Consider the following 23,153-nt stretch of genomic DNA (forward strand, 5'->3'; position numbering starts at 1 on the left):
GCCTCCCGTCTATATCTTCATTCTGAAGAATTTGATATTGATAAAGGTGAACACAAGAATCAGAATCAGAAGCAAATAGGAAGCTGCCGAAGCGACCCCGTACTCCAATCCGCCAAAGCCGCGTTCATAAATAAACCCGACCAGCGTATATAAGGAACGTGCCGGACTGCCTGTATGACCTCCCAGCATAAAAGCTTCCGTAAACCGCTGCAGCCCGTCGATCCATCCCAGGATGATCAAGATGGTGAGACTGCCAAGCATATTCGGAATGGTGATATACAGCCACTGTTTGAATCGGGAAGCGCCATCGATCGAAGCGGCTTCATAATAGTCCGGCGAGATCGCCTGCAGATTGGCCAGATTGATGATAATGCCAAAGCCAAGCGCATGCCAGCTCGCCAGCAGGATGACGCTCCACCGGGCAGAAACCGGATTCGCAAGCCAGATCGTCTCGGGAAAACCGAATGCACTCAATACATAATTCAGTAATCCTTGAGGGTGAAGAACGACCAGAAATACTGTAGCAGCAGCGACCATGGATGTGATGTTGGGAATGTAAAAAAGGATTTTGAAAAAGTTCTGACCTTTACGAAGGGAATGAATGAGGCTGGCGATGATGAATCCTAGAGGAATGACAATCAATAACTGAAAAAATGCGATGTAAAAGGTGTTGAATATGGCTTGATGAAACGAATCCGATCCAAGAACATGCTGGTAATTCTCAAATCCTACATACCTTTCTTCGGCTCCTCGGGTAAAGCTCAGACGAAAAGATTCGATCATCGGATACACCGTAAACAAGGCGATTCCGAGCAAAGTCGGCAGTAGGAAGATGAACCAGACCCAGCCATTTAAAAAGGATTTTCCTGTTCGTTTTTTCTTTCTTCCGATGGTTTCATTCAACACAATTTCACTCATTTTGATCGGACAAAACTGTCCCTAAACCTCCTTTTGCAACAGTTGGTATCGATACCAATGGGGTCAATACCGTCTATTGAGCATAAATTCCTTCCGCCTAATACTTTATCTGCCTTTTGTGAAGGGAAACGATAGCTTGTATAAATGGAACATTAAATATTTTCTTGATTTAACAGTCTTTACAGCTTTCTTTTCCACCAATCAGTGAAGAACCCATCCAGCTACCGTTTTTTATACATAACTATTATTATGTAAACTAAATCTCTTGTAACCTATTTTCCTCTCGATCTTTTTGCGATATTCGCTCCTTCCACTTCCTCTTTCCAGCATAATCCACGAATAACAGGGCAATATCGATGAATAGAAGGACAACACTCAAACATACTGCGGATTTGCCTGGATTGTTCAAGTGTAATCACACCAAGATGGATCAGAGGATCGTTGTCTGTCAAAAAGCTTGTTCCATGCACTATTCTCTTTAAGAAACACTTTTTCTGCGTATGGGTCTTTATCATTTAGGCGAACAATGATCTTTTCTCCTTCCGATTCGGCAGTCCAAACTTCATTCATAAAACTTTTACCGATGATTGGGAGAACAGAATGCGGTCTTTTTTGAAAAAAGGCCTCGGCGATAAGATGGGCTTTCGCATGTTCGAGACTATTTTCCCTCATCTCCACTAACCGTCTTCCTGCTGAATCAAGTTGTTTAGCTGCACTATTCATCCATTTGGTATATATAATTATTATTATGTATACAAAAATCATGGAGAATGATTTGACTTTTCAGAAATATATACATGAACAACACAATATCGCCAGACAGAAGTATTTCTGCTGCTGCTTTATTCGATTAATTGTGCCCGCTTATTGAAAAACTGTTTATAACCCAGCTGAACGAATAAAATGACCGACAATGATACACTGCCGACCATGCTCAGCATAATGGCAATCTGATATTCGATCGCCATCAGCGGAGAAGCACCTCCAAGGATCTGACCCGTCATCATCCCCGGCAGAAATACGATTCCCATGCCGATCATCGAATTGAGAGTGGGCAGCATGGCGGCATCGAATGCATCGTTAACGACGCTGCGGCAGGCCATTTTGGGCGATGCACCGAACATCAAAGCCGCTTCAATCAGCGATTTTCGAGCCCGCATGCCTCCCGTTAACGTATTCACTCCAAGCGCAATACCGGTCATTGAATTGCCAATAATCATACCTGCAATGGGGATTACATAACGAGGCTCGTACCATGGGCGAAGACCCAATATGACAAATAAAAACACGCACAGACTGACAATAAAGCCGCTTAACATAGACAAGGCGATCAACTGCTTCATTTTGCGGGAAAGCGGATTTTTCGAACGTTTAATAATCGTATGTACAGCAAAAGCAAGCATAACGGCAATGATCAGCAGTGTCGTATACGGATTGGCATGACCAAAGACGTACTCTAGTATGTAGCCCACAGCAATAAGCTGCACCGTCATGCGGATCGAAGCAATGGCAATTTCCCGTTCCCGGCGAATGCCTTTGATCCGTACAATCAGCATAAGAATCAGGACGAAAATATAAGCCGCTCCCAACTGCCACCAGACGATATCGATTGTTCCGTTCATTGAGGCACCTTCCCGTTTCCGACAATCCGGCCATGGTCGATTGTGATCAAATGGTCGCCAAATCGGCGGATCATATCGGGAGAATGGCTGATCATAATAATCGTTCTGCCCTTTTTCTCCGCTTCGTTAATTATATTTCGCATGATGCGCTCCGCCGTTCCTTCATCCAACGAGGAAGTCGGTTCATCCAGCAGCAGCACGGACGGATCTAATAACAGAATCCGGGCAATAGCGAGCCGCTGCTGTTCTCCTCCGGACAGCGAGCCGGCATCCTGATCCAGCGAAACTTTCAGCTCAGCAGCTTCGAGAGCACGCTTCAACGCAGACTCTTCCGCATCGGGACGCTCCGTATATCGAAGGCCGAGCTGCAGATTTTCGCGTACATCGCCTTCAAAGATTGCCGGTGCTTGAGGAGCCGTAACGACCTCTCGTCGATGAAGCACCGGGTCAAGCCGCGCCATAGGCGTTCCTCGGTAACGAATTTCTCCGCTGTCCGGACTGATCATGCCGCTTAGCATGCGCAGCAGCGTGCTTTTACCGCTTCCACTGTCCCCCGCGATGCAGGTTGTGGCGCCCTCGGGTATGATCAGTTCGTCGATATCTAATATATGTTTCCAGCGGATCTTATGTAGTGCGAACAAGATATGACCTCCTTCAAGAATATCAATGTCTGGAAATAATCCGACTGATCAACTGCAAGAAGATAATTGGAACAGAAGCACTTTGCATCTTCCGTTAATAATCGCCGTCCACCTTCTATCAACGTTCAGAACGCTCTCCTGCTGATCATCTGCTTTCAATGTCAATTGGCTTCTTTTTATTACCCTATTTCTTTCCTCCATGTCAATATCCGGTTCAGCACCTCGCAAACTCCATACAAAAAGGGCCATCTCGGATTCGCACCCGAAACAACCCAGTCACCCCTATAAAGATAGCGCTTACATACTCTCTTTTTCTAAATAGCCTCTGTGTTGAAACCCTGAATCGCCGCCGACACTTCGCCAGGGTACAAAGCCATAAAGTCGGGGGAAAATCTCTTCATCAATTCAAACGAATCATAGCCCCATCCTGCCGCAATCATCTTGATCCCGGAACGCTGACCCGCTTCAATATCACGCAGTTCATCGCCGATATAAAGCGCTTCCGTAGGATTCAATTTATTATCGCGAAGGAATGAATGGATCGCCCGGTGCTTGCCGAACAGACTGAAGCACGAACGCACCTGGATGAATTGATGAATCTCGTTATGCCGCAGGAACAAACGGATATTGCTTTCCAAATTGGACGAAATAATGCTCAGCTGATAGCCCTGTGCATTCAATTCGCGAATCAGTTCGCCTACACCGTCTTTGATTTCCAGCGTTTTGATCTGACGACGGTATTCCGAGAACAGCTGAAAGCCGAGCATGGGAAGCCGGTACAGCGGAATGCCCAGTTCTTTTGCGCGCTGACGTATGGACCGTCCGGCAAAAGGCTCCGATTCACCGTCGCCGATCGCTTGATATCCGTGCTTAGCCGCCAAATTGTTGTAGAGCTCGACAATAAGCGGGCGGGAATTGACAATCGTACCGTCGAAATCGAAGATCACATGCCGAATCATAGTCCATACCTCCTCGAAAGATAAGTTCGTGTACTTTTTATTAACCTGCAGCTTCTTCCGCCTACCTTAAATTTTACTAAATTTTGGTGAAGGAGCAGTGTTCTTCTTTCTATTATAACGGTTTTCACGGACAAGAAATGAAGATTTTTTAATTTTAAACAATTTATTTGGCGTTTTATTTTTAATTTGTCACATATGAAAAAGAAGCCGGCGTAAGCCGACTTCGAAATCTCTTCATTTTCAAGTATAAGCCTTATTTTCAAGTCCGAACTTACCTTTACTAAACTTACCTTAGTATCGGTCTAACACCATATTGGTTTTAAACGAATCCGCATGGATCAGCCAGCCTTTTGCGTCGAGCAGATCGGCTAGAAGACTTCGCTTAATAGCCGCATCGGTGTATTCATCCGTTTTGAATGAGATTTCGATAATTGGCTCTTCGCCCGTTCCCGCTTCGTTCTGAACCATCCAAACTTCAATGTCTACTTCCAGACCTTCAAACTCTCCTTTGTATTTGGTAACGGATACCGGTCCACGGGCCCTCGATTGAGACAGCATGTCTTCGCCCCATCCTCTGTAGAGCGTCTTGTTCATTTTGCCCGGAATCCGGTCAAGCAGCATGTCGAGCGCTTTCTGCTCGCTTGGCAGAACCAATCCGATAGGCGCCGATTCTTTCTTTGTATTGGAGAAACTCAACGTCTGCTTGCTGTAGCCCCAGTCCACTTCCGCTTCATAGTTGTCATCATCGGAAGAAAATCCGGCTGCATTGGCAGCATCAAGTGCAGCTTCGATATTCCCGTTTTCAATTGGAAACCTTTTTTTGTATGTCAGCTCGTAATCGGTTTTATCCGCTTTTTTACGGAATCTGACGTTCCACCCTTCCTGGCCAAGCTCTTGGGAATCAGTATCAAAGTATTCCACCAACCGGTATGTAGGCTCTTCGGTTACCGAGAATTCCGAGCGCAGCTCAGGCTGCAGCGATTGATTCGATGTCAGCACCTTTTCGGCATCAAGCAGAAATTTCACTTCATACGAAGGGACGGCATTGGAAGCGGCTTGGGCTTGGGAGGCTCCTCCAAGTCCTGTTACGGCAACGACAACAGTTAAAGCAGCGGCGGTTATCGAGCGGGCAAAACGGCTGCGGATCTTCATGTTCAACACATCTCACTCCATTTCTCCAAAGTAGTGGCGTACCCGTTTTACTCTAGAGGAAAGGGGTCAAGGCAGCATCAACATGAAGAGGGAAAGTTGTAAAATCTTCCAAGACTCCCTCTATAGTTTCCAAGATTTATTCAACGCTTGTCCGCATCCATTCCGTCAAGTGATCGGTAAAGCGCCCCAACATAGCCGAACGGTAGCGCTGTTTGTTCGTTACCATATAGATGTGCCGATTCAGCCGTCCGCCCGGAATAGAGCGCATCTGCAGCAGTCCCCGTTTAATCTCGTCTTGAACAGCCAGATGCGAAACAAAAGAAACGTGTTCACCGAGCATGACCGTTTGCTTGATCGCTTCCAGCGAATCAAACTCCAGATACGATGGCAGCCGGCGGGAATGGGCAGCCAGCCAATTTTCCGTCAACCTACGTGTGCTCGATTCTATTCCGTGCATCACAAAATAGCAGGAAGCGATCTGTTCGGGGGTCGGCTCGCCGATTGCGGCCAGCTTGTGCGAGGGAGCAAAAATAAGTACAAGTTCATCCCGCCCCATCGGTTCTGATAGCAGTTCCGGCGACTCGAAAGAATCTGTCGAAGCGATCCCCAGATCAATCTCATGCCGCTCCAGCATCTCTCTTACCGCAGGAGCTGTCTTAACGGACAACGCAATATGGACGCCCGGATAGAGACTGGAGAAGCGGTGCAGTACGCCGGGAAGCAGATAGGTAGCCGGCACATAGCTGGCACCGATCCTCAGCGTTCCTCTGCGCAGCGTATCAAATTCGCTAACCGCCCGTTCGGCTTCTGACGCCAATGCGCCTATTTTGACCGCATAATGCTGAAGCGCGTAACCGGCGTCCGTTAGAACGATTTTGCCCATCTTCGTCTCAAACAGCTTAACGCCGAAGTCTTTCTCCATATTTTTCATATGAAAAGTAACGGTAGGCTGTTTTAAATTCAGAATTTCGGCTACGGTCGTAATCTTGTTATGCTTCTCTAACAGTTCCACAATCTTCAGTTTGGTTAGATTCAAATTCATCATCACTTGATCTTCCTTCCTGTTCGCTTTTATTTTCCCTCTATTTTTCCTCTATATGTACACTCCACTATCAGTAAAATCTATGAATGTTAACAGTATTCATTGGAAAAATTAATTTTGTTTTGACATTGTACTGACATGGGCTTTGAACAAGAGCGTTAGACTGAGTTTGTGAGCGAGAGACCGCTGACCAGTTAACTGAAGCAAGGAAGGATATCCAAATGGACTTACACATTCAAGGATTAACGAAAACGTTCGGCCAAACAACGGCTCTTCATCCTACCGATCTTACCGTTCGCTCGGGAACTTTTACGACACTGCTTGGTCCTTCGGGCTGCGGCAAAACGACGCTGCTGCGTATGATCGCAGGGCTTGAAACGCCGGACAAAGGCACGATCTCTATCGGCAGCGATACGCTCTATGACGCAGGCCGCAAACGAGATACTCCGGCACATAAGCGGGGCTTCGGTATGGTCTTCCAGGATTTTGCGCTGTGGCCGCATATGACGGTGTTCGAAAATGTCGCGTTCGGTCTGCGCACGGCGCGCCAGACCCGCGATCTGCGGGAAACGGTCATGAAGGCGCTGGATAAAGTCCAGCTTGCGCCGATGGCCGAGCGTCATCCGCATCAGCTGTCCGGAGGCCAGCAGCAGCGAGTGGCTTTTGCCCGCGCCGTTGCGGTACAGCCCCGTCTTGTGCTGTTCGACGAACCGCTCAGCGCCCTGGATGCTTCACTGCGAGAAGAGATGCGGGTCGAGATGCTTTCGCTCGTCCGGGATCTGGGTCTGACCGCTCTTTATGTCACACACGATCAGACCGAAGCCATGTCCATGTCCGACGAGATTGTCGTGATGCAGACTGGACGTGTGCTCCAGACGGGAACACCGGAAGAAATCTACAGTCGGCCCGCCGATCCGTTCGTCGCCCGTTTTATCGGACGATCCAACTGGTTGAGACCTTCAGGAGATTCGGAGAGATCCGAAGAAGCCATCATGTTCCGTCCGGAACATCTGCGTTGGGAGCCGATGAACGGCTCGAAATGCCAAGCTTTTGAAGTCGAAGTGCTGCAGTCCAGCTATATGGGAGACCGCTACGAAGTACATCTGCAGGCAAACGGCCAGCAGGAACGCTGGACCGCCTATTCTGCCAACCGCATTCCTCCGGGTAACCGGATGATTGTGTACTTACCGGAAAGCCAAATCCGTTCCATGAAACTGCAAGGCCAACTTTAAATTAATGGGGGAAAATTACAATGTGGAATCCGAAATTCGTTAAACCTTCTAAATTCGCTAAAGACGCACCGCTCGCACTGGCTCTTGCTTTTGGCATGGCTTTAACTGGCTGCGGAAACGCCGGTAATTCGAATACGGCAGCGGCCGATCCTTCTTCCGCTTCCGACAGCACAAAAACGGAACAATCTCAGCCGGCGGACAACAAGCTTGTCGTTTATACAGCCGGACCGGAAGGACTGGCCAACAAGCTGATCGAAGGTTACCAAGCAGAGTCCGGTGTTCAGGTCGACATGTTCCAGGGAACGACCGGTAAAATCCTCGCACGGTTGGAAGCCGAGAAATCCAATCCGGCAGCGGATGTCGTTATTCTGGCTTCTCTCCCTGCCGCACAAGGGCTGAAAGATGACGGCTTGACCCTGGCTTATCCGGAAGCGAAAAATGCCGATAAGCTGAATGCCGACTGGTCGGATGCGGAAGGCAATTACTTCAGTTCCAGCGCTTCTGCCCTCGGTATCGCCTACAATACAAGTCTGATCAGCACACCGCCGACTTCTTGGGCCGATCTGAGCAAGCCGGAATACAAAGATCAGGTCAATATTCCGGACCCTTCGCTGTCGGGCTCCGCACTCGACTTTATGACCGGATACCTGAACGCGAATGGCGACAGTGGATGGGATCTGTTCCAAAGCTATAAAGATAACGGAGCTGTTCTGGCAGGCGCCAACAAAGAAGCGCTTGATCCGGTTATTACCGGAGCAAAAGGCATCGTCGCTTCGGCTGTCGACTATATGACTTACAGCGCCAAAGCCAAAGGAGAACCGATCGATATTGTGTATCCAAGCGAAGGCACGATCATCAGCCCAAGACCGGCCGCTATTTTGAAATCGACTCAGCACAAAGAAAACGCCAAAGCGTTCATCGACTATCTGCTGTCCGACGAAGCGCAGAAAATGGTTACCAATGCTTACCTGATGCCGGGACGTACAGACATCAAAGCCGACAACCGCGCCAACCTGGACGAGATCCCTCAATTGAAAGCGGACTGGAACTGGATGAGCGAAAACGGCGCTGAAGTTACGGAACGTTTCCTGAAGCTGTTCAAATAAGCGTATGTTCAACTCTTTCTCCCTTAAACCAATTCGCGGACTGTCGGTCCTTCTGGCCCTGCTTGTGCTGGGTGGACTGATCGTAGTCCCGCTTGCCGAAATCTTTATCCAAAGCGTATACCGGGACGGGGAGCTGCAATGGGCAGCTCCCTTCCGTACGATTGCGGACTCCGATTCAGCCAGAGTGATGCTAAATACGGTATGGCTTGGTCTCTGCGTCATTCTGGGCACCACACTGCTTGCTCTGCCACTGGCATGGATTATGGCCAATACGGCGATTGGCCGCAAACGCTGGCTTGATATCGTTCTGCTGATTCCGTTTATGACACCGCCTTATATCGGCTCCATGGGCTGGATTCTGTTTATGCAGAAAAACGGCTATCTGTCGCAGCTGATTCCCGGTCTATCCAACTTGACTCCAGCTTTCTTCAGCTTCATGGGTATGGTCACGATTATGAGTCTGCATCTGTTTCCGTTTCTGTATTTGCTGCTGCGCGGTGCACTGGAACGGATCGGAGGCAGTCTGGAAGAAGCGGGGGCGGTTATGGGGGCGACTCCTTTCTACCGGTTTCGCCGCATTATCGTTCCGCTGCTGCTCTCTTCCTTCGGAATGGGCGCCATGCTGGTCTTTGTCAAAACGATTGCGGAATTCGGTACACCGGCAACTTTCGGCAGAAAAATCGGCTATGACGTCATGACTTCGGAGATTCACCGGTATATCTCCAGTTGGCCGATCAGCTTCGGCACAGCCACATCGCTCTCTTCCCTGCTTCTGACCGCTTGTCTGCTCATGTGGTATGTCCAGTCCGTACTGAGCCGACGATTCACTTACAGTCTTGTAGGCGGCAAAGGTTCGAGACGTTCTTCTCTGCGCAGCGGCGGGCCTATACTCTGGGTAAGCATCCTGTTTGTATTCCTGCTTCTTCTCTTCTCGATCGGCATTCCGTATTTCTCGATTATCGCGGCTTCGACGATGAAGCTGCGCGGAGTGGGGCTTTCTTGGAATAACCTGACGCTGGATGCTTATCGGGAACTGCTGCGCTGGGGCAATCCCGGTATGAAAGCGCTGATGAGCAGTATCTGGTTGTCGCTTGCCGCTTCTACCATTGCGGTCGTGCTCGGCACCTGGTGCGCGCTGCTGATTCGCCGGTCGCAGACCGCATCTCAGCGTATGGTCGATCTGATCAGTCTTATGCCCAATACGGTGCCAGGCATCGTCATGGTTGTGGGTCTAATCCTGCTGTGGAATTCGCCTTGGATGCCGATTCCGCTGTATAACACCTACGGAATGGTTGTGCTGACTTATGTCGTTCTCTTTCTGCCTTATACGGTACAGTATGTGAAAAGTGCAGCCGGGCAAATCGACGGCTCTCTCATGCAGGCGGGCCAGGTATTCGGCGGACGCCCCGCTTATCTGCTGCGGCGGATTACTCTTCCGTTGATTCTCCCCGGTATGCTGGCCGGATGGATGATGACCTTTACGATCTCGGCACGGGAATTGGTCGCTTCCCTGCTGATCCTTCCGCCTTCGGTGCAGACGTCGGCGACCTTCATTTTCGCCCAGTTCGAACAAGGCGAAGTTTCATTGGGTATGGCTATGGCCGTCGTATCCGTCGGATTTACAACCCTGATCTTAATTACTATGGAGAGCCTTGGCTCGAGAAGAAAGTGGAATAGATGATGATGAATGTGCAGGTATGGGGTGGCTCTGGTGAGCACGGTCGTTCCTGCTATCGGATCGCCGGAGCCACCCGCCGCATCCTGCTGGATTGCGGCATCAAAAAAGACGAAAACGGGCAGTATCCGCTGCTGAATATGAGAGAAATTCCGAAGTTGACGACCGTATTTCTGTCTCATGCGCACGAGGATCATGCCATGGCGCTGCCTCTGCTCTACAAACACGGCTATGTCGGGGTGATCTGGACGACCCGGGCGACTGCTTACCAGCTTGAAGCCGGTTTCCGCAGCTGGCGGAAGTTTGTTGAGTCCCGCGGCGGACATCTGCCTTATGAGGAAGCGGATATTGAGAAGATGACATTTCGATATCTCGAAGATTATGCACAGCCGCTGGAATGGTTTGAGCTTCCGGAAGATCCGATACGTGTTCAATGGGGCCGCAGCGGACATCTAGCCGGATCTGTCTGGCTAAAAGTGGAGCTTGAAGGAAAGCGAATCTTCTTCTCCGGCGATTATAGTCGGGAGTCCGAGCTGTTGGCCGCCGATCTTCCCGGAATATCTGGCGAAATGGTGCGGCCGGACGATCTCGCTATCTTGGATAATGCTTATGGACCGGATACTGAACCGCAAAGTGTGAAGATCGAATCCCTATACCAGGCAGCTTCGGCTTCCCTGGATAACGGCGGCCGAGTGCTTATGCCGCTGCCGGCATTCGGACGAAGTCAGGATCTGCTGGTCTGGGTCTGCGAACGATTTCCCGACTATCCGGTTATCGTGGAACGCAGCATCTGGACAGGTCTGGAGAATCTGCTCAAAGATCCGACCTGGCTTCAGCCGGGTGCCGCGGAACGAATCGCCCGCACGCTTGATCTTCATTCAGATCGCGTTCTGATCACAGAGACCAAAGAACAGCGGCGGCAGGCACTGGATCAGACAGGTCCCTGTCTGATCCTTTCCAACGACGGGATGCTGGAGTCGCCGGCTTCACGCTGGTATTTGGATCAACTAGCCGGAGAACCTGATAATCTGATCCTGCTGACCGGTCATGTATACAAGGGGACTTTCGCCCATCGTCTAGTGAAAGACAGACAGCCGAATACCCGGTGCCGGGTACTGAATCTGTGCTATAAAGTGCATCAGGGAGCTGATGACGTCCGCCTTATGTTGAGAGAGTCTCCAGCCGACAAAGTTATGCTTGTACATGCACCGGAACCGTCTGCTTCTGCCGGCCTAAAGGCGATTGAGAACGGTGCATGCTTTTCGGAACTCTTCGTTCTCCGGCCGGGCATGGGACTTTCTATTTAACAACAATGGACTTTTCGATTTAAAAAACCGGATGACTAACAGCTGAATCATAAAAACAGCCCGCAGACCATTTTGAGGTCTGCGGGCTGTTTTCTTTTGAACGTGCATTTTAACGCTCATTGTTTCTTGTTTTCCGGATTCGTGACGATTTCTCTTCTTTGTTGAAAAGGCTTCTAAGGCCAGAGCAGACCTGATTCCCATTGTCCGTCTTCATCCAATCGGTACTGCAACCGTGTATGCTTGCGCCCGGAATGTGCCTGCCAGAATTCGGCTTCGAAGATCTGCATCGCATACAGCCGCCAATACGGCGACACGGCTTCGGGATCCCGAACCAGCTGTTCCCGATATTCAGCAAGCGCCTGCTCCAGCTGTCGTTCGTTATCGAGCGGCGCGCTCTGCCGGCCGGTCATGGCAATCGCACGGGCTTCGTCAGGACGCCGCCGAAGGTCTTCCGCCCCTTCTTCCGCTCCTGTATCGGATACGGTTCCCCGAAGCCGAATCTGTCTGCCGAGGGAAGGCCAGTAGAAGGTCAGTGCCGCGTGGGAATTGTGCTGCAGCTGCTGCCCTTTACGGCTTTCCATCCCAGAGGCAAAATAGAACGTTTCACCGTGGACGTCTTTGAGAACCAGCACTCTTGCATCCGGACGTCCTTCACTGTCGACCGTAGACAGGGTCACCGCATGAGGCTCTGTAACGTTTTCTTGAAGTGCCAGCGCCATCCACTCCAGAAACAGTTCCCCCGGTCTCTGAGGAATCTTGGATGTATCAAATGCGGCAAACGTTCCTTCGAGCGCCTTCAATCCTCGAAATAACGGATTGCGGTTATCAGACTGATCTGCAGACATGGGCTTAAGCCAGGTTGCTGAGTGTGTCGTAATCCTCGTCACTCAGCTGCAGTCCTGCCGCGGCAATATTGTCTTCCAAGTGGGACACACTTGAAGTACCCGGAATCGGCAGCATAACCGGTGAACGGCGCAGCAGCCAAGCAAGTGCGATCTGCGCAGGCTTCGCATTCAGACGTTTGGCGATATCGTCGAGCGGTCCGCCTTCGCGAGCCAGCTCGCCGGTTGCAAGCGGGAACCATGGAATAAAGGCGATTCCGCCTGCTTCCGCTTCCTCCAAGACATCTTCCGCTTTGCGGTTAGAGAGATTGTACAGATTCTGAACCGATACGATCTCCGTAATTTCGCGTGCTTCGCGCAGTTCCTCCACGCTTACTTCACTTAGTCCGATATGTCGGATTTTGCCTTCTTTGCGCAGCAGCTCAAGTTCGCCCAGCTGTTCGGCCAACGGTACTTTAGGATCGATCCGGTGCAGTTGGAACAGATCAATCCGTTCTACGCCAAGGAAACGCAAACTCATCTCAGCCTGCTGACGCAAATACTCCGGACGTCCTACCGGACGCCAATCGTTGGGACCCGAACGGGTTAGTCCTGCTTTGGTTGCGATAACCATATCGTCCGAATACGGATGCAGCGCCTTGCGGATCAGGGGCTCGGCTACCGCCGGGCCGTATGAATCTGCCGTATCGATAAAGTTGACACCAAGTTCCGCCGAGCGCTTCAGCACCCGAACCGCTTCTTCCGGATCTTTTGGGTCTCCCCAAACTCCGGGTCCGGTCAGCTGCATAGTGCCGTAGCCCAGCCGATTAACCGTCATGTCTCCGCCAATTGTAAATGTGCCGGAATCGGCAGCTGTAATGTTTGATGCAGTCATTGGGATCGCTCCTCTCGAATGAAAAACTTGAATTGCAAAGTCCTCCACTCATTACCCGCGGCAAGCTTACAGCAATCCGACATCATAGGCGGCATGCCATTTTCCTTTTACCATTCTTGTTCTTTTTCTTGTTAGACGAAGGTTGCGCCTTCCGCATATCCAGATGCAGAGACTTTTTTCGCAGACTCAAGATTTTCCTCTTCGATCAGGCCGACTTTCACGAAACTGTGGTACAGTCCGTCTTCTTCGAGCGTACCGGTCACATGATCCGCAACTGCCTTCAATTCTTCCCGTGCATTGCCCATTGCAATTCCTACTGCACAGTACTGCAGCATCTCCAGATCGTTGAGTCCGTCGCCGATCGCTACTGTGTCGGTCACCGAGCGTCCCAAGTGGACCAGCACATCGGCGATCGCGACCGCTTTGTGAACGCCGGGCACGGCGAGTTCTCCGCTGTTTTGTCCGAACATCGGAACGGTGCATTGAAGCACTTCGAATTTGCCGGTAAACTCAGCCTTAATTCGTTCAAATGGCAGAGAACCCTCCAGGAAGCAGACTTTGTTGACGTCGCTCTTGTACAGATCCTGTTCCCCGTAAGTCAAGGCATCAAGGAATGGGTGAGGAGACGCTTCCATCCGCTCACGTACATCAGGATCACTATTCACATCCCCGTAAATGAGCCGAATCAAATGTTCCCGCAGATGACGGCTTGCATACAAACCGTCATTCGATTCCAGATAGAAGTCGATCCCGTTTTCTTCGAAAAAGTCGACCATATGCCGCACATCTTCCGGAGCAACCTGCTTGTGATACAGTGTATTCGTTCCGCATTCCACATACCCGCCGCCTGCACCGATCAGACCGTCAAATCCGATTTCCCAGATGACGTCGTAGATTTCCGGTTTGGAGCGTCCAGTACACAAGTAGAGCAAATGTCCGTTTGCACGTGCCTGCTGGCAGGCGCGAATAGCAGATTCCGGAACACGTCCGTCATCGGCAACAAGCGTACCGTCAATATCAATGAAAACCAACTTGGAAGATGCGTTCATGGTTGTGAAACCTCCTGGTTAAAAGATCGGATCATACACACTTTCGATCCTGCATTTCCACCGTACAGTCTGGAACGCGTTTCACGTCAAGCCCGGTTTCTTGATATTTTTGCGGACCATCTTGCTTCTATCTACCCACGTATTTTTCGGAAAAATTCGAGAATGTCCCTCGTCAGCAGTTCCGGCTGTTCCATGGCTGCAAAGTGTCCCCCTTGTTCGAATTCTGTCCAATGTTGGACATTGTAACGGTCTTCCGCCAAAGCACGGATCGGATAAGAGACGTCTTTTGGAAAAACGGCGACGCCAAGCGGAGGCCCTGGGTCCGCAAATGTCTCGTCAGGAAGCGGAGAACCGTCCATATGCATCGTTTCGTAATATAAACGGGCCGACGATCCCGCGGTGGCCGTCAGCCAGTAGATCGTGATGTTGGTCAGCAAACGGTCCCGGGAAATTTTTTCTTCCGGAAGCCCTTCTATGTCCGTCCATTCGTAAAACTTCTCGATAATCCAGGATAGCTGTCCGGAAGGAGAGTCTGTCAGCGCGTAAGAGAGCGTCTGCGGCCGTGTTCCCTGCTGAACGGAGTAACCGGACTGCTCCTTGGCATAGTGCTTGATTTTCTCCAGTGTCTCGCGGTCTTTGGGCTTCAGCTTGGCGAGTTTCTTAGGGTCTTCCGGTGGAGGAGTCACCAGCATGTTCACATGGACACCAACAACGGATTCCGGATCTTTATGACCAATCTCCAGTGAGATAAAGGAACCCCAATCTCCGCCCTGCGTTCCGTAACGATTATAGCCCAGCCTTTTCATCAGGGTAACGAACATGCCGGCGATTCGCTTGTAATCCATGCCGGACTGTGAGGTCGGTCCCGAGAAACCGTATCCCGGAAGAGAAGGAATAACGAGGTGGAATGCATCCGAAGCTTCACGTCCATAATCGCGGGGACGCGTCAGCGGTCCAATCATATCCAGAAATTCGACGATCGATCCCGGCCAGCCATGGATAAGCAGCAGCGGCAGCGCATCAGGCTCGGGCGATTGGACATGCAGGAAGTGTACGCTTTCTCCCCCAATCTCCGTTTTAAACTGAGGATACTCGTTCAGTTTGGATTCATGTATACGCCAGTCGTATTCCGTCCGCCAGTATTCGGCCAGTTCTTTCATGTAGGACAGCGGAACGCCATAGTTCCAGCTGTCTCCCGGAGCCTCCTCCGGCCAGCGGGTGCGCGCGAGGCGATCTTTCAAGTCGTCGAGATCAGCTTCGGGTATGTCGATGCGAAAAGGCTGTACGATCGGATCTGCGTTTTTCATACGTTTTCCCTCCTGTTCGTCTTTAGAGCGCCTTTCATCTTCTCCTCCCTTCATTCTTACCCGATACACAATTGCTTAATGATTGGTAAAGATATTTTGGCTGGTACGCCTTTTTTATTTACACAGTTAATGTTATGTAAACTGAATGGCTGAGTAACATAAACACAAAAAAAGGCACCCTAAGGGGCACCTTCAGAAGAGCAAAGCAAAGCCGATCGCCAAAAAAACAACGCCCAGTACGATCGGAACATTCTGTCTGCGCACCGCTTCATCTCCGCCCAGCATTTCAAAAGCCGCAGGATCATTGGGGTCGTAATGAACTTCGACTTTTGTACCGACCTCAGGCGGACGCATCGTGTTTCCGGTTCTTGCCATATGTTCGACCGTACCGGAATGGGTCTGGAAACGTACGACCGGATGGTACTTGATACCGGTACTCCCTCTTTCGATCCCTGCATCCGGCATTTCTTCGTATCGGATGATTTCTCCTTGTACGGTATGTTCGCTCTGTGCAAGCTTACGCTGCCGGATGCCGGAGTAAACACCGAACATAATAAATGCCGCCCCGAGTATCCAGAAAATCATTTCGCTGCCCGATCCGTTCAACGGCCTTCCTCCTCCGCCTTGTAGTCTACTCGGTTATTTACCTCGGAGGAGCGGTGTTCAATCAAATATGAATTTTCTGCTGCCAATCGGATTCCAACAGTTCTACATTGATGCCAACGCCGGCCATCGAGCCGGCAGCCACAGCGAGGGAAAGTTGATACTTTTGCGAAGCGCCGTCGCCCGCTCCGAAAACTCCTGCGACGCTGGAATGGCCCATTTCGTCGACAATCATCGCCCCCGATTCCATCGCTTCACAGCCGAGCACAGCCGGAACATCGGAACCAGGTGCAAGATGTGGAGCAAAAAAGATCGCGCTTCTGGCAATTTCCGTTCCATCCTCGAGCCGTATAGCTTTTGTCTCGCCTTCTTCAGAGAAAATTTGTCGAACGGGACTCTCATATAAGGGGATATTTCTAATCCGAAGTTCTTCCTTTTCCTCGTCGGAAAGAGTATCACCGCTGCTGAATAGGGCAAGATCATCTGTCCAACCGGCAACCGTACGGACCAAATGCAGCGCATGCTTTCCTTCCGCAATAATGGCGATCGCACGATCCTGCATTTCCCATCCATCGCAATAGGGACAGACATAAGCGCTTTTTCCATAAACGCTTTCCAACCCTTCGATGTTCATCGGTAGGTCCTTCATCCCGACTGCGAACAGCAGCTTACGGCACAGATAGATTTCTCCTTCAGCAGTCGTAATCTGAAAATCTCCGTCACTTCCTTCGGCTTTTAAAACGGCACCTTGAACAAATTGAACCGATGGATAAGCCGCAATCTGTTCGCGCGCAATTCTGCGAAGTTCGAATGGCTCAATGCCGTCGCGTGTAAGAAAACCGTGTGATTCGCGCGTAACCCGGTTACGCGGCAGAGCCTCGTCAATAAGCAGTACACTGCGCCGTGCTCTTCCCAAGACGAGTGCCGCGCTCATTCCGGCTGGACCGCCTCCGATAATAATAACGTCAGTACGATTGGGGAATGGAACTGAAGCAGTCGAAATCATATTCACGCTCCTTAAAGTCTATTATAGACATTTTATATCTCTGATTAAAGCAAAAGAAAAGCAGCTTTCTTATCCGGTTATTGAAACCGATCTGAATTTGCTGCTGCATTTACATCAGAGACTACATGTATCTATAATATTCGTAATCATTGCAATCTGTCAACGTTTATTTGTTTGTTTTTGCTGAACATTTGTATTGTTTTTTGAGTTTGGTTTTGTTATTTTGGCTCTTTTTCTGTATTTTTGTTTTATTATTGTGAATTTTTCATATGATGAAATTTAATTTTATTGTTATTCAATACTGTGGTGAAAATGTCTTTTATGGCTCTTCAATCTCGATCGAGAGTGCATAAGTGGCATAATCTTTATTCTGCCATACCGCCCTCACATTCAAAGCATAATATCCCGGCGTTTTCGGCAGTGTAATGGCTGTTCCGTTTCCAACGGGTATGGCAGCCCCCTGCGGATTTTCCATATCCCAGAGCTCCGCCGATACTTCAAATGGCTCCTCTCCCTCAAATTCAAGCCGAATCCCGCCCGTAGGCGGAAAGGCCAGAACGTCCTCCATGCGAATCAGCTCGGGAGGCGTATCTCTTTCAACCTCATTTCCTTTCCAGTGATAACTGCCCTGCACCATCTCCATTCGCTCACCGCTCAATGTCTCGGCTGCTGCTTTTGGAGGTACACTTGCTTGCCCGCATCCGCTTATCGCAAGTATAAGGGCAAATAAAATCAACACGCCGAAAATCTTTTCTGAACGGCACTTTTTCATTTGTTGTGTACTCCTCTCATCTAGACGATCCAAGTGTACAAACTTACAAATAATATGAAAGATCCAATAAGCAAGAATATGGGAAAGAAAGCTTTGTGCTGTTTCCCACGGCCTTCAAATCCTGTTGCAATCATCATGAACCCCAGACATAACATCATGAGACTCGACTTCGAAAAATCTTTCGTAATCAAGCTGTATCCTGCAAGTACGAATACTCCTGCGGCAAAAATGATTTTGAGCATCAACCACGTTTTTCTAGCGGACAATATAACCCCTCCCAATTCAGAAATCATGCCTGTCTTCTATCAACGCTGCGGGCATAGGTTTAGTTTTCCAGAATTGGTTTTTCTAAAAAATAATCCGCGCAATCAAATAAAACGGCCCTTCCAATTGAAGGACCGTTGGTTTGTTTCTATCAATCAATGTGCTTCTTCATCCGTGTGCTTCTTTATCAATGTGCTTCTTCACGCTCGGTTTCGGCATCTGCTTCGCGGCTGCGCCGTGCTCTCCGCTCCGACGGCGTCTCTCCCGCTTTTCGGAATCCGTCCCGGGCAAAGATCAACTCCAGTTCCAGCAGGCGGTCGGCAAGGCGCAGCGGAATCGCTTCACGAAGTTCCCGCCATGGCATGAACTGCTCAGGCAGCAGGCGGCACTCAATGTACTCCAGCGCCGGCTTGAAGGCAAATGAACGCAGATACCGCCGCACCCGACAGTGAATCTCGTCCACTTCCTCTCCAGCGGGCAGGAGGCAGGCGACCTCTCCTCCCGCGTAGAGGCCGTCCAGACCGGCTCTGGGACCGGCTGCGAGATAAAGATCGGGCAGAAGCTCAAACAGCTCGGGCATCGGCGACAGCGCATGCTTGCCGGGCTGTGCAAACAAGCGCACATGAGTGCCGTCGCTAAGGTTGCTCCGATTCTTAAGTAATCCCTTTAATATTCTTCCATGGAAGGTGACTTCACAGTCAAGCACTTCTCCATTCGGTCCTACATAAATCCAGATCTGCTCCAATTGGTGGATATGACCGATCTCGTAGTCCCACCAGATCGCATACTCCAGAATAAAGTCGGTACGCGGGTCGGCATCTTCAAAAGATCTCGAAAACGAAGGGGATTCTCCGGCCGCCTCCAGACGTGTAAATCCGACCAAATTAGGCAGGAAAGGTTCGCGCAGATCGAACATTAAATAAGGTGCATAACGCTCGCACAGCATGCGATCTTCTTCACCGGCGCTTTTTGTCATGCCGTCAAACCCTTCCCATTCATGCGCCGCCGACTCGCTCATCTTCTCAACTCCTTAACATTTTACTGCATCCGCATCGAATATTTCCTACGGAATGCGGATTCATTTTTCCCATACTCCTATTTTGCGGGTAAAATGTTCGGTGAATGTTAAGGCGGGTTGAAGGAAGCGTTAAGTTTATGGGAATGGGGGACAAAAAGTTTCGCTGAGACCAAGTAAGTTTTCTTCATGCCTTATCGGGATTTTGCAGTCTTTCTTTCACTGTCCGGTTCTTTCCTCCGCATACATCTCAAGGCCATAGGCCAGTATTTCGTCGTCTCCTTCATCCAAACCATGCAGTGCTTCGCGCAGCGGCATCAAACACGCATAGAGACGGCTGCGCTGCTCCAATTCATCGTTTATTCCGTAGAGGGTCAGAACTTTGGCAAAAAAGCCCGGACCGTATCCGATCAGAACACCAGCCAGGTCGATCGCCGGATCGCCTGCCCGAGTCGAACCGAACCCGATGACACCGGCAATTTCTTCATTCTCATCATCCCATATAATATGTGCCGGGCCGAACGCTCCGTGAATTAGTGTGCGATCCGTTGGCTCTGCTTCCGTAAGCTCAACCAACGCCGCAAGATCCTTTTCTGCGAACTTTTGCTTGTTTTCATTCATAAGCGGAAACAGCTCTTGATGCACCCTTTTCCTCAGCCTTTTTGCAGGAAGGTGCGCAGCGTCATTTCTATTTCCAGTCCCATAAGGCTCTTCGCAGTTATCTGCATCCCTATCATCTCCATCTTCACTTTCCGGCGCATCTTGAGGAAGCCTTACTGTATGGAGTTCGCGTAAAAATCCGGCAATTGCTGCTGCAGCACGCTCTTCTGCTTCCGTACCGGCCAACGCTTCAAGCGTATTGGGCCATAACGGTTCTCCCTCGATTCGCTTATAACCTATGAAAGCAAATCCAGGTTCAAGATGTTCAAGCGATTCCATCATTACGACCGGAATTCGTATATGTACCGCTTGCGAGATCGCCGGCAGCAGCTCCCGAGCTTCAACCTGCAGCGCTTTAGCGCCAGCCTTGTCCCGTGCAAAACGGAAAACGAGCGAATAGTTCACCGTAAAGACGATGTAATGCTGTGCAGACCTTTCGGTCTGCACGTCAGTAATCAGCATCTCTGGATAAACTTCCTGAAGACGCCGGGCAAACGGATTGCTCATTGCGACAAACTTCCTTTCTCCTTACAGCTCTGCCAACTTGTCGAACAGCAGCGCATAATACTCAGCCGTATTATCCGTAAAATCGTTCATCGTGAGTACACGGCGTTCCTGCACAGCTTGAAGATGCTTGTCGTAAGTTACGCCTTCAGCTTCGATTCTGTCACGATCTCCGCTCACCAGTTCGCGAAATTGTTCCGCGTCAATTCGGAATAATCCGGATACCTCGATATGCTGTACACGATAAATTTCCAATGGCTGCTCGCATCGATACAGATACACATGCGTGAATTCGCGGTCCATATAATTCTCGGAAATTCGATATTCTTCCTGATGCAGTCCGCAGTAAACCAGATCCTCGTATCGGACAGCCAGCCCAAGTTCCTCTTCGAGTTCCCGCATCCCTTCCCGGGGTCCTTCCCCGGCGAGCAGATGACCGGCGCTCGACGTATCCAGCTTATCGGGAAACGTCTCCTTGTCCGGATGCCGCAGCTGAAACAGCAGCTTCCAACCCTCTTCCCGGGAACCGCTTACGACCCAGCAGTGAAAGACTTGGTGCCACAATCCCTGCCGATGTACTTCGCTGCGAGAGGCCGTTCCGGTATGTTCATGTTTATCGTTGAATACATCCAGTATTTCCGTAACCGACATAGACGCTGTCCTTCCCCTTTCGCGCGCAGACCAACTGCACATCGAATTTAATCCGCTCTATTCTCTTCTCTACTCTTGATATGCAGTCTGCTAATAGCTAATACTCCTTCTGCTGCAGTCTTACAGTTTCTACAGCGTACAGCGATCCTCGCTCTGCATAACCAGGCCCGTTCCCCGCTCGTCGACAAGCAGGTCCAATGTAACCGATTCTACGAAACTTACAGCATGCGGCTCATAAACGACTTCAAGGCCGTTTACTGTGCATCTGCGGTCGTTCAACTCTGCAGCTCCGAGTTTGACGAGAAAGCCCGGTCCGCAGCAGCTGCAGCTCTGCCCACTGGAAAGTACACGCAGCGACGAAATTCCTGTCTTTTTCATTTCTTGTTCGATAAATGCTTTGGCGCTGTCGGTGATCATCATGCTGCATCCCCCTTATTTCTGTCTCTGTGCTTATTTTACACGTGATCTGTATGCTGATCAGACTCCATATCTTTGGGATTCACAATGCCCAGAGAAACATGATCCTGCCAGCGGCCATCGATCTTGACATTTTGCCGTGCCAATCCTTCACGCTGGAAACCGGCTTTCTCCAGTACACGGAGCGAAGCTTCATTGTGGGGCATAACGCCCGCTTCAAGTCGATGAAGAACCAATACTTCAAAGGCATGGCGTACAATGAACTGGACGGATTCCGTCATATAGCCTCGGCCGTTGTGATCCTTATCCAAAAAATAACCGAGCCAAGCGCTCTGCAGGCTGCCTCGGTTGACACCGGTCAAATCGACAGTACCGATCAACTCGCCGGTTTCCCGAAGCCGCACCGTAAACAGATAACGCTCATCCACAGCCGCTCCGTCGATCGCCCCTCGAACTCTGCGCTCCTGACCTTCCTGCGTATAAAAGCTTTCTTCGCGCGTTTCCGCAAACTGACGAAAGAAATCTCTATTTTTCAACTCCAGCGCCAGCAGGTCTCCGGCATCCGTATCCGTGACCGGTTGGATGCGAAGCCTTACGGTACCGTCGGTAATCAGACTTCCATCTTGATCCAACAGCCCATAAGCATTACCGGCATCAGAAGCTTCAGAGATCGTATTCTCGTCAGACCCCGAAACTTCCGGCGAGTAAGCATACGAATCGGTTGACGCTTCGGCGCCGATCTGCTTTGTCGGGTAGCTTCCCATCTCTTGACCCTCCTCTGTTCTGTGACGTTCAATTTTTTCTGATCTGCTCGAAATTTTATGCTCCAGAAACCAGCGGTATAACGCTTCGCTCGCATAAACTTTTTTCCAGCAGTCGTGTCCGCTTCCCGGGTATAGGGTCAATTCCACTTCCGCTCCGACTTTGCGCATTGCTTCCGCAATCTTCTCCGACTCCGAGGCATGGATGACCTCGTCGTCCGTTCCGTGAAAAATCCATGCAGGCATCTCTTGCAGATCACGGGCATAAGACGGATCGCCTCCGCCGGATACGGGAGCAATCGCGGCAAACCGCTTCGGGTAATGAACGGCAAGATGCCAGACTCCGTAAGCGCCCATGCTGTAGCCGGTCAAGTATACCCGCTCGGGATCAACATTCCAACGCTCTGTCACTTCGTCCAAAATCGCGATCACTTCGTCTTCCTTCGTATTCCAAAAGACGCCGATTGGACATTGAGGCGCTACGACGATAAAGGGAAATTCCGACACATGTTCGACGTGATCGGGCAGCCCTTCCCTGCGCACCAAGTCCGGTTCCGATCCGCTGCCACCCGCTCCGTGCAGATACAAAATGAGAGGGGGTTTTTCCTTCACTGTCTCTTCATCTTCATGGGACGGAGGGATATAGAGCTGATAGTCCATACGGACCGTTTTCACGATTTCTTTTTCGATCCGGAGTTCCTGTCGTTTCATTTCCCTTCGCCTCCTTGTCTGCCGCCGCGGCAGAACTGCAAGTGTCAATTATCGCTTATCGTA

General features: G+C 50.3%; 23 protein-coding genes. 4 read left to right on the forward strand and 19 right to left on the reverse strand.

The features are described from left to right. Positions 1–9: 9 nt before the first annotated feature. The 7 genes from F456_RS22020 to F456_RS0107295 form a co-directional block, all read right to left on the reverse strand. Positions 10–906: a carbohydrate ABC transporter permease gene (locus F456_RS22020; protein WP_373290951.1), complete on the reverse strand. Its 897-nt coding sequence runs from the start codon at positions 904–906 to the stop codon at positions 10–12. A 417-nt stretch (positions 907–1,323) separates the two neighbouring features. After that, entirely contained in the window at positions 1,324–1,596 is a 273-nt protein-coding gene (locus tag F456_RS0107270; protein WP_018976348.1) for a hypothetical protein, read from the reverse strand. Positions 1,597–1,760: 164 nt separating this feature from the next. After that, positions 1,761–2,540: an ABC transporter permease gene (locus F456_RS0107275; RefSeq protein ID WP_018976349.1), complete on the reverse strand. Its 780-nt coding sequence runs from the start codon at positions 2,538–2,540 to the stop codon at positions 1,761–1,763. Continuing rightward, the gene (locus tag F456_RS0107280; RefSeq protein WP_018976350.1) at positions 2,537–3,181 is read right to left on the reverse strand and encodes an ABC transporter ATP-binding protein; all 645 of its coding nucleotides are present in this window, start codon (positions 3,179–3,181) and stop codon (positions 2,537–2,539) included. Before F456_RS0107280 ends, F456_RS0107275 begins: the two co-directional genes overlap by 4 nt. 314 nt (positions 3,182–3,495) lie before the next feature. Continuing rightward, the gene (locus F456_RS0107285; protein ID WP_018976351.1) at positions 3,496–4,140 is read right to left on the reverse strand and encodes an HAD-IA family hydrolase; all 645 of its coding nucleotides are present in this window, start codon (positions 4,138–4,140) and stop codon (positions 3,496–3,498) included. A 291-nt stretch (positions 4,141–4,431) separates the two neighbouring features. After that, positions 4,432–5,292, reverse strand: a complete 861-nt coding sequence (locus tag F456_RS0107290; RefSeq protein WP_026293715.1) for a hypothetical protein — start codon at positions 5,290–5,292, stop codon at positions 4,432–4,434. Positions 5,293–5,428: 136 nt separating this feature from the next. Further along, the gene (locus tag F456_RS0107295) at positions 5,429–6,334 is read right to left on the reverse strand and encodes a LysR family transcriptional regulator (RefSeq protein ID WP_026293716.1); all 906 of its coding nucleotides are present in this window, start codon (positions 6,332–6,334) and stop codon (positions 5,429–5,431) included. Between the two features lie 221 nt (positions 6,335–6,555). Here F456_RS0107295 and F456_RS0107300 point away from each other — a divergent pair, with 221 nt between their 5' ends. Genes F456_RS0107300 through F456_RS0107315 form a run of 4 tightly spaced genes read left to right on the forward strand, consistent with a single transcriptional unit; the run spans position 6,556 to position 11,654 of the window. Next, positions 6,556–7,566 (forward strand): ABC transporter ATP-binding protein, encoded by a 1,011-nt coding sequence (locus F456_RS0107300; RefSeq protein ID WP_018976354.1) that lies wholly within the window; start codon positions 6,556–6,558, stop codon positions 7,564–7,566. 20 nt (positions 7,567–7,586) lie between these two features. Then, entirely contained in the window at positions 7,587–8,672 is a 1,086-nt protein-coding gene (locus F456_RS0107305; protein ID WP_018976355.1) for an ABC transporter substrate-binding protein, read from the forward strand. A 4-nt stretch (positions 8,673–8,676) separates the two neighbouring features. After that, positions 8,677–10,353, forward strand: a complete 1,677-nt coding sequence (locus tag F456_RS0107310) for an ABC transporter permease (protein ID WP_018976356.1) — start codon at positions 8,677–8,679, stop codon at positions 10,351–10,353. Continuing rightward, on the forward strand, positions 10,350–11,654 hold the full coding sequence (locus F456_RS0107315; RefSeq protein ID WP_018976357.1) for an MBL fold metallo-hydrolase: 1,305 nt from the start codon (positions 10,350–10,352) through the stop codon (positions 11,652–11,654). Before F456_RS0107310 ends, F456_RS0107315 begins: the two co-directional genes overlap by 4 nt. A gap of 173 nt (positions 11,655–11,827) precedes the next feature. Here F456_RS0107315 and F456_RS0107320 read toward each other — a convergent pair whose 3' ends face one another. From F456_RS0107320 to F456_RS23520, 12 genes are all read right to left on the reverse strand, one after another. Further along, positions 11,828–12,541, reverse strand: a complete 714-nt coding sequence (locus F456_RS0107320; RefSeq protein WP_229675691.1) for a pyridoxine/pyridoxamine 5'-phosphate oxidase — start codon at positions 12,539–12,541, stop codon at positions 11,828–11,830. After that, positions 12,504–13,370, reverse strand: a complete 867-nt coding sequence (locus tag F456_RS0107325) for an aldo/keto reductase (RefSeq protein WP_018976359.1) — start codon at positions 13,368–13,370, stop codon at positions 12,504–12,506. Before F456_RS0107325 ends, F456_RS0107320 begins: the two co-directional genes overlap by 38 nt. A 131-nt stretch (positions 13,371–13,501) precedes the next feature. After that, positions 13,502–14,419, reverse strand: coding sequence for a Cof-type HAD-IIB family hydrolase (locus F456_RS0107330; RefSeq protein WP_018976360.1), 918 nt, complete (start codon positions 14,417–14,419; stop codon positions 13,502–13,504). Positions 14,420–14,550: 131 nt separating this feature from the next. Further along, the gene (locus F456_RS0107335) at positions 14,551–15,726 is read right to left on the reverse strand and encodes an epoxide hydrolase family protein (RefSeq protein WP_018976361.1); all 1,176 of its coding nucleotides are present in this window, start codon (positions 15,724–15,726) and stop codon (positions 14,551–14,553) included. A 192-nt stretch (positions 15,727–15,918) separates the two neighbouring features. Then, positions 15,919–16,332 (reverse strand): DUF3592 domain-containing protein, encoded by a 414-nt coding sequence (locus tag F456_RS0107340; protein WP_018976362.1) that lies wholly within the window; start codon positions 16,330–16,332, stop codon positions 15,919–15,921. 61 nt (positions 16,333–16,393) lie between these two features. Continuing rightward, entirely contained in the window at positions 16,394–17,335 is a 942-nt protein-coding gene (locus F456_RS0107345) for an NAD(P)/FAD-dependent oxidoreductase (protein WP_018976363.1), read from the reverse strand. Between the two features lie 319 nt (positions 17,336–17,654). After that, a complete protein-coding gene (locus F456_RS0107350) occupies positions 17,655–18,107 on the reverse strand; it encodes a hypothetical protein (RefSeq protein ID WP_018976364.1) in 453 nt (150 codons plus the stop codon). A gap of 451 nt (positions 18,108–18,558) precedes the next feature. Next, positions 18,559–19,389, reverse strand: a complete 831-nt coding sequence (locus F456_RS22025; protein WP_018976366.1) for a hypothetical protein — start codon at positions 19,387–19,389, stop codon at positions 18,559–18,561. Positions 19,390–19,605: 216 nt separating this feature from the next. Continuing rightward, a complete protein-coding gene (locus tag F456_RS0107365; protein WP_018976367.1) occupies positions 19,606–20,553 on the reverse strand; it encodes a phosphotransferase family protein in 948 nt (315 codons plus the stop codon). Positions 20,554–20,574: 21 nt separating this feature from the next. After that, on the reverse strand, positions 20,575–21,201 hold the full coding sequence (locus F456_RS0107370; protein ID WP_018976368.1) for an NUDIX hydrolase: 627 nt from the start codon (positions 21,199–21,201) through the stop codon (positions 20,575–20,577). Between the two features lie 129 nt (positions 21,202–21,330). After that, a complete protein-coding gene (locus F456_RS0107375; protein WP_018976369.1) occupies positions 21,331–21,621 on the reverse strand; it encodes a hypothetical protein in 291 nt (96 codons plus the stop codon). A gap of 35 nt (positions 21,622–21,656) precedes the next feature. Next, a complete protein-coding gene (locus F456_RS23520) occupies positions 21,657–23,090 on the reverse strand; it encodes a GNAT family N-acetyltransferase (RefSeq protein WP_018976370.1) in 1,434 nt (477 codons plus the stop codon). Between the last annotated feature and the right edge of the window lie 63 nt (positions 23,091–23,153).

The organism is Saccharibacillus kuerlensis DSM 22868 (assembly GCF_000378145.1).
Taxonomy (GTDB): Bacteria; Bacillota; Bacilli; order Paenibacillales; family Paenibacillaceae; genus Saccharibacillus; species Saccharibacillus kuerlensis.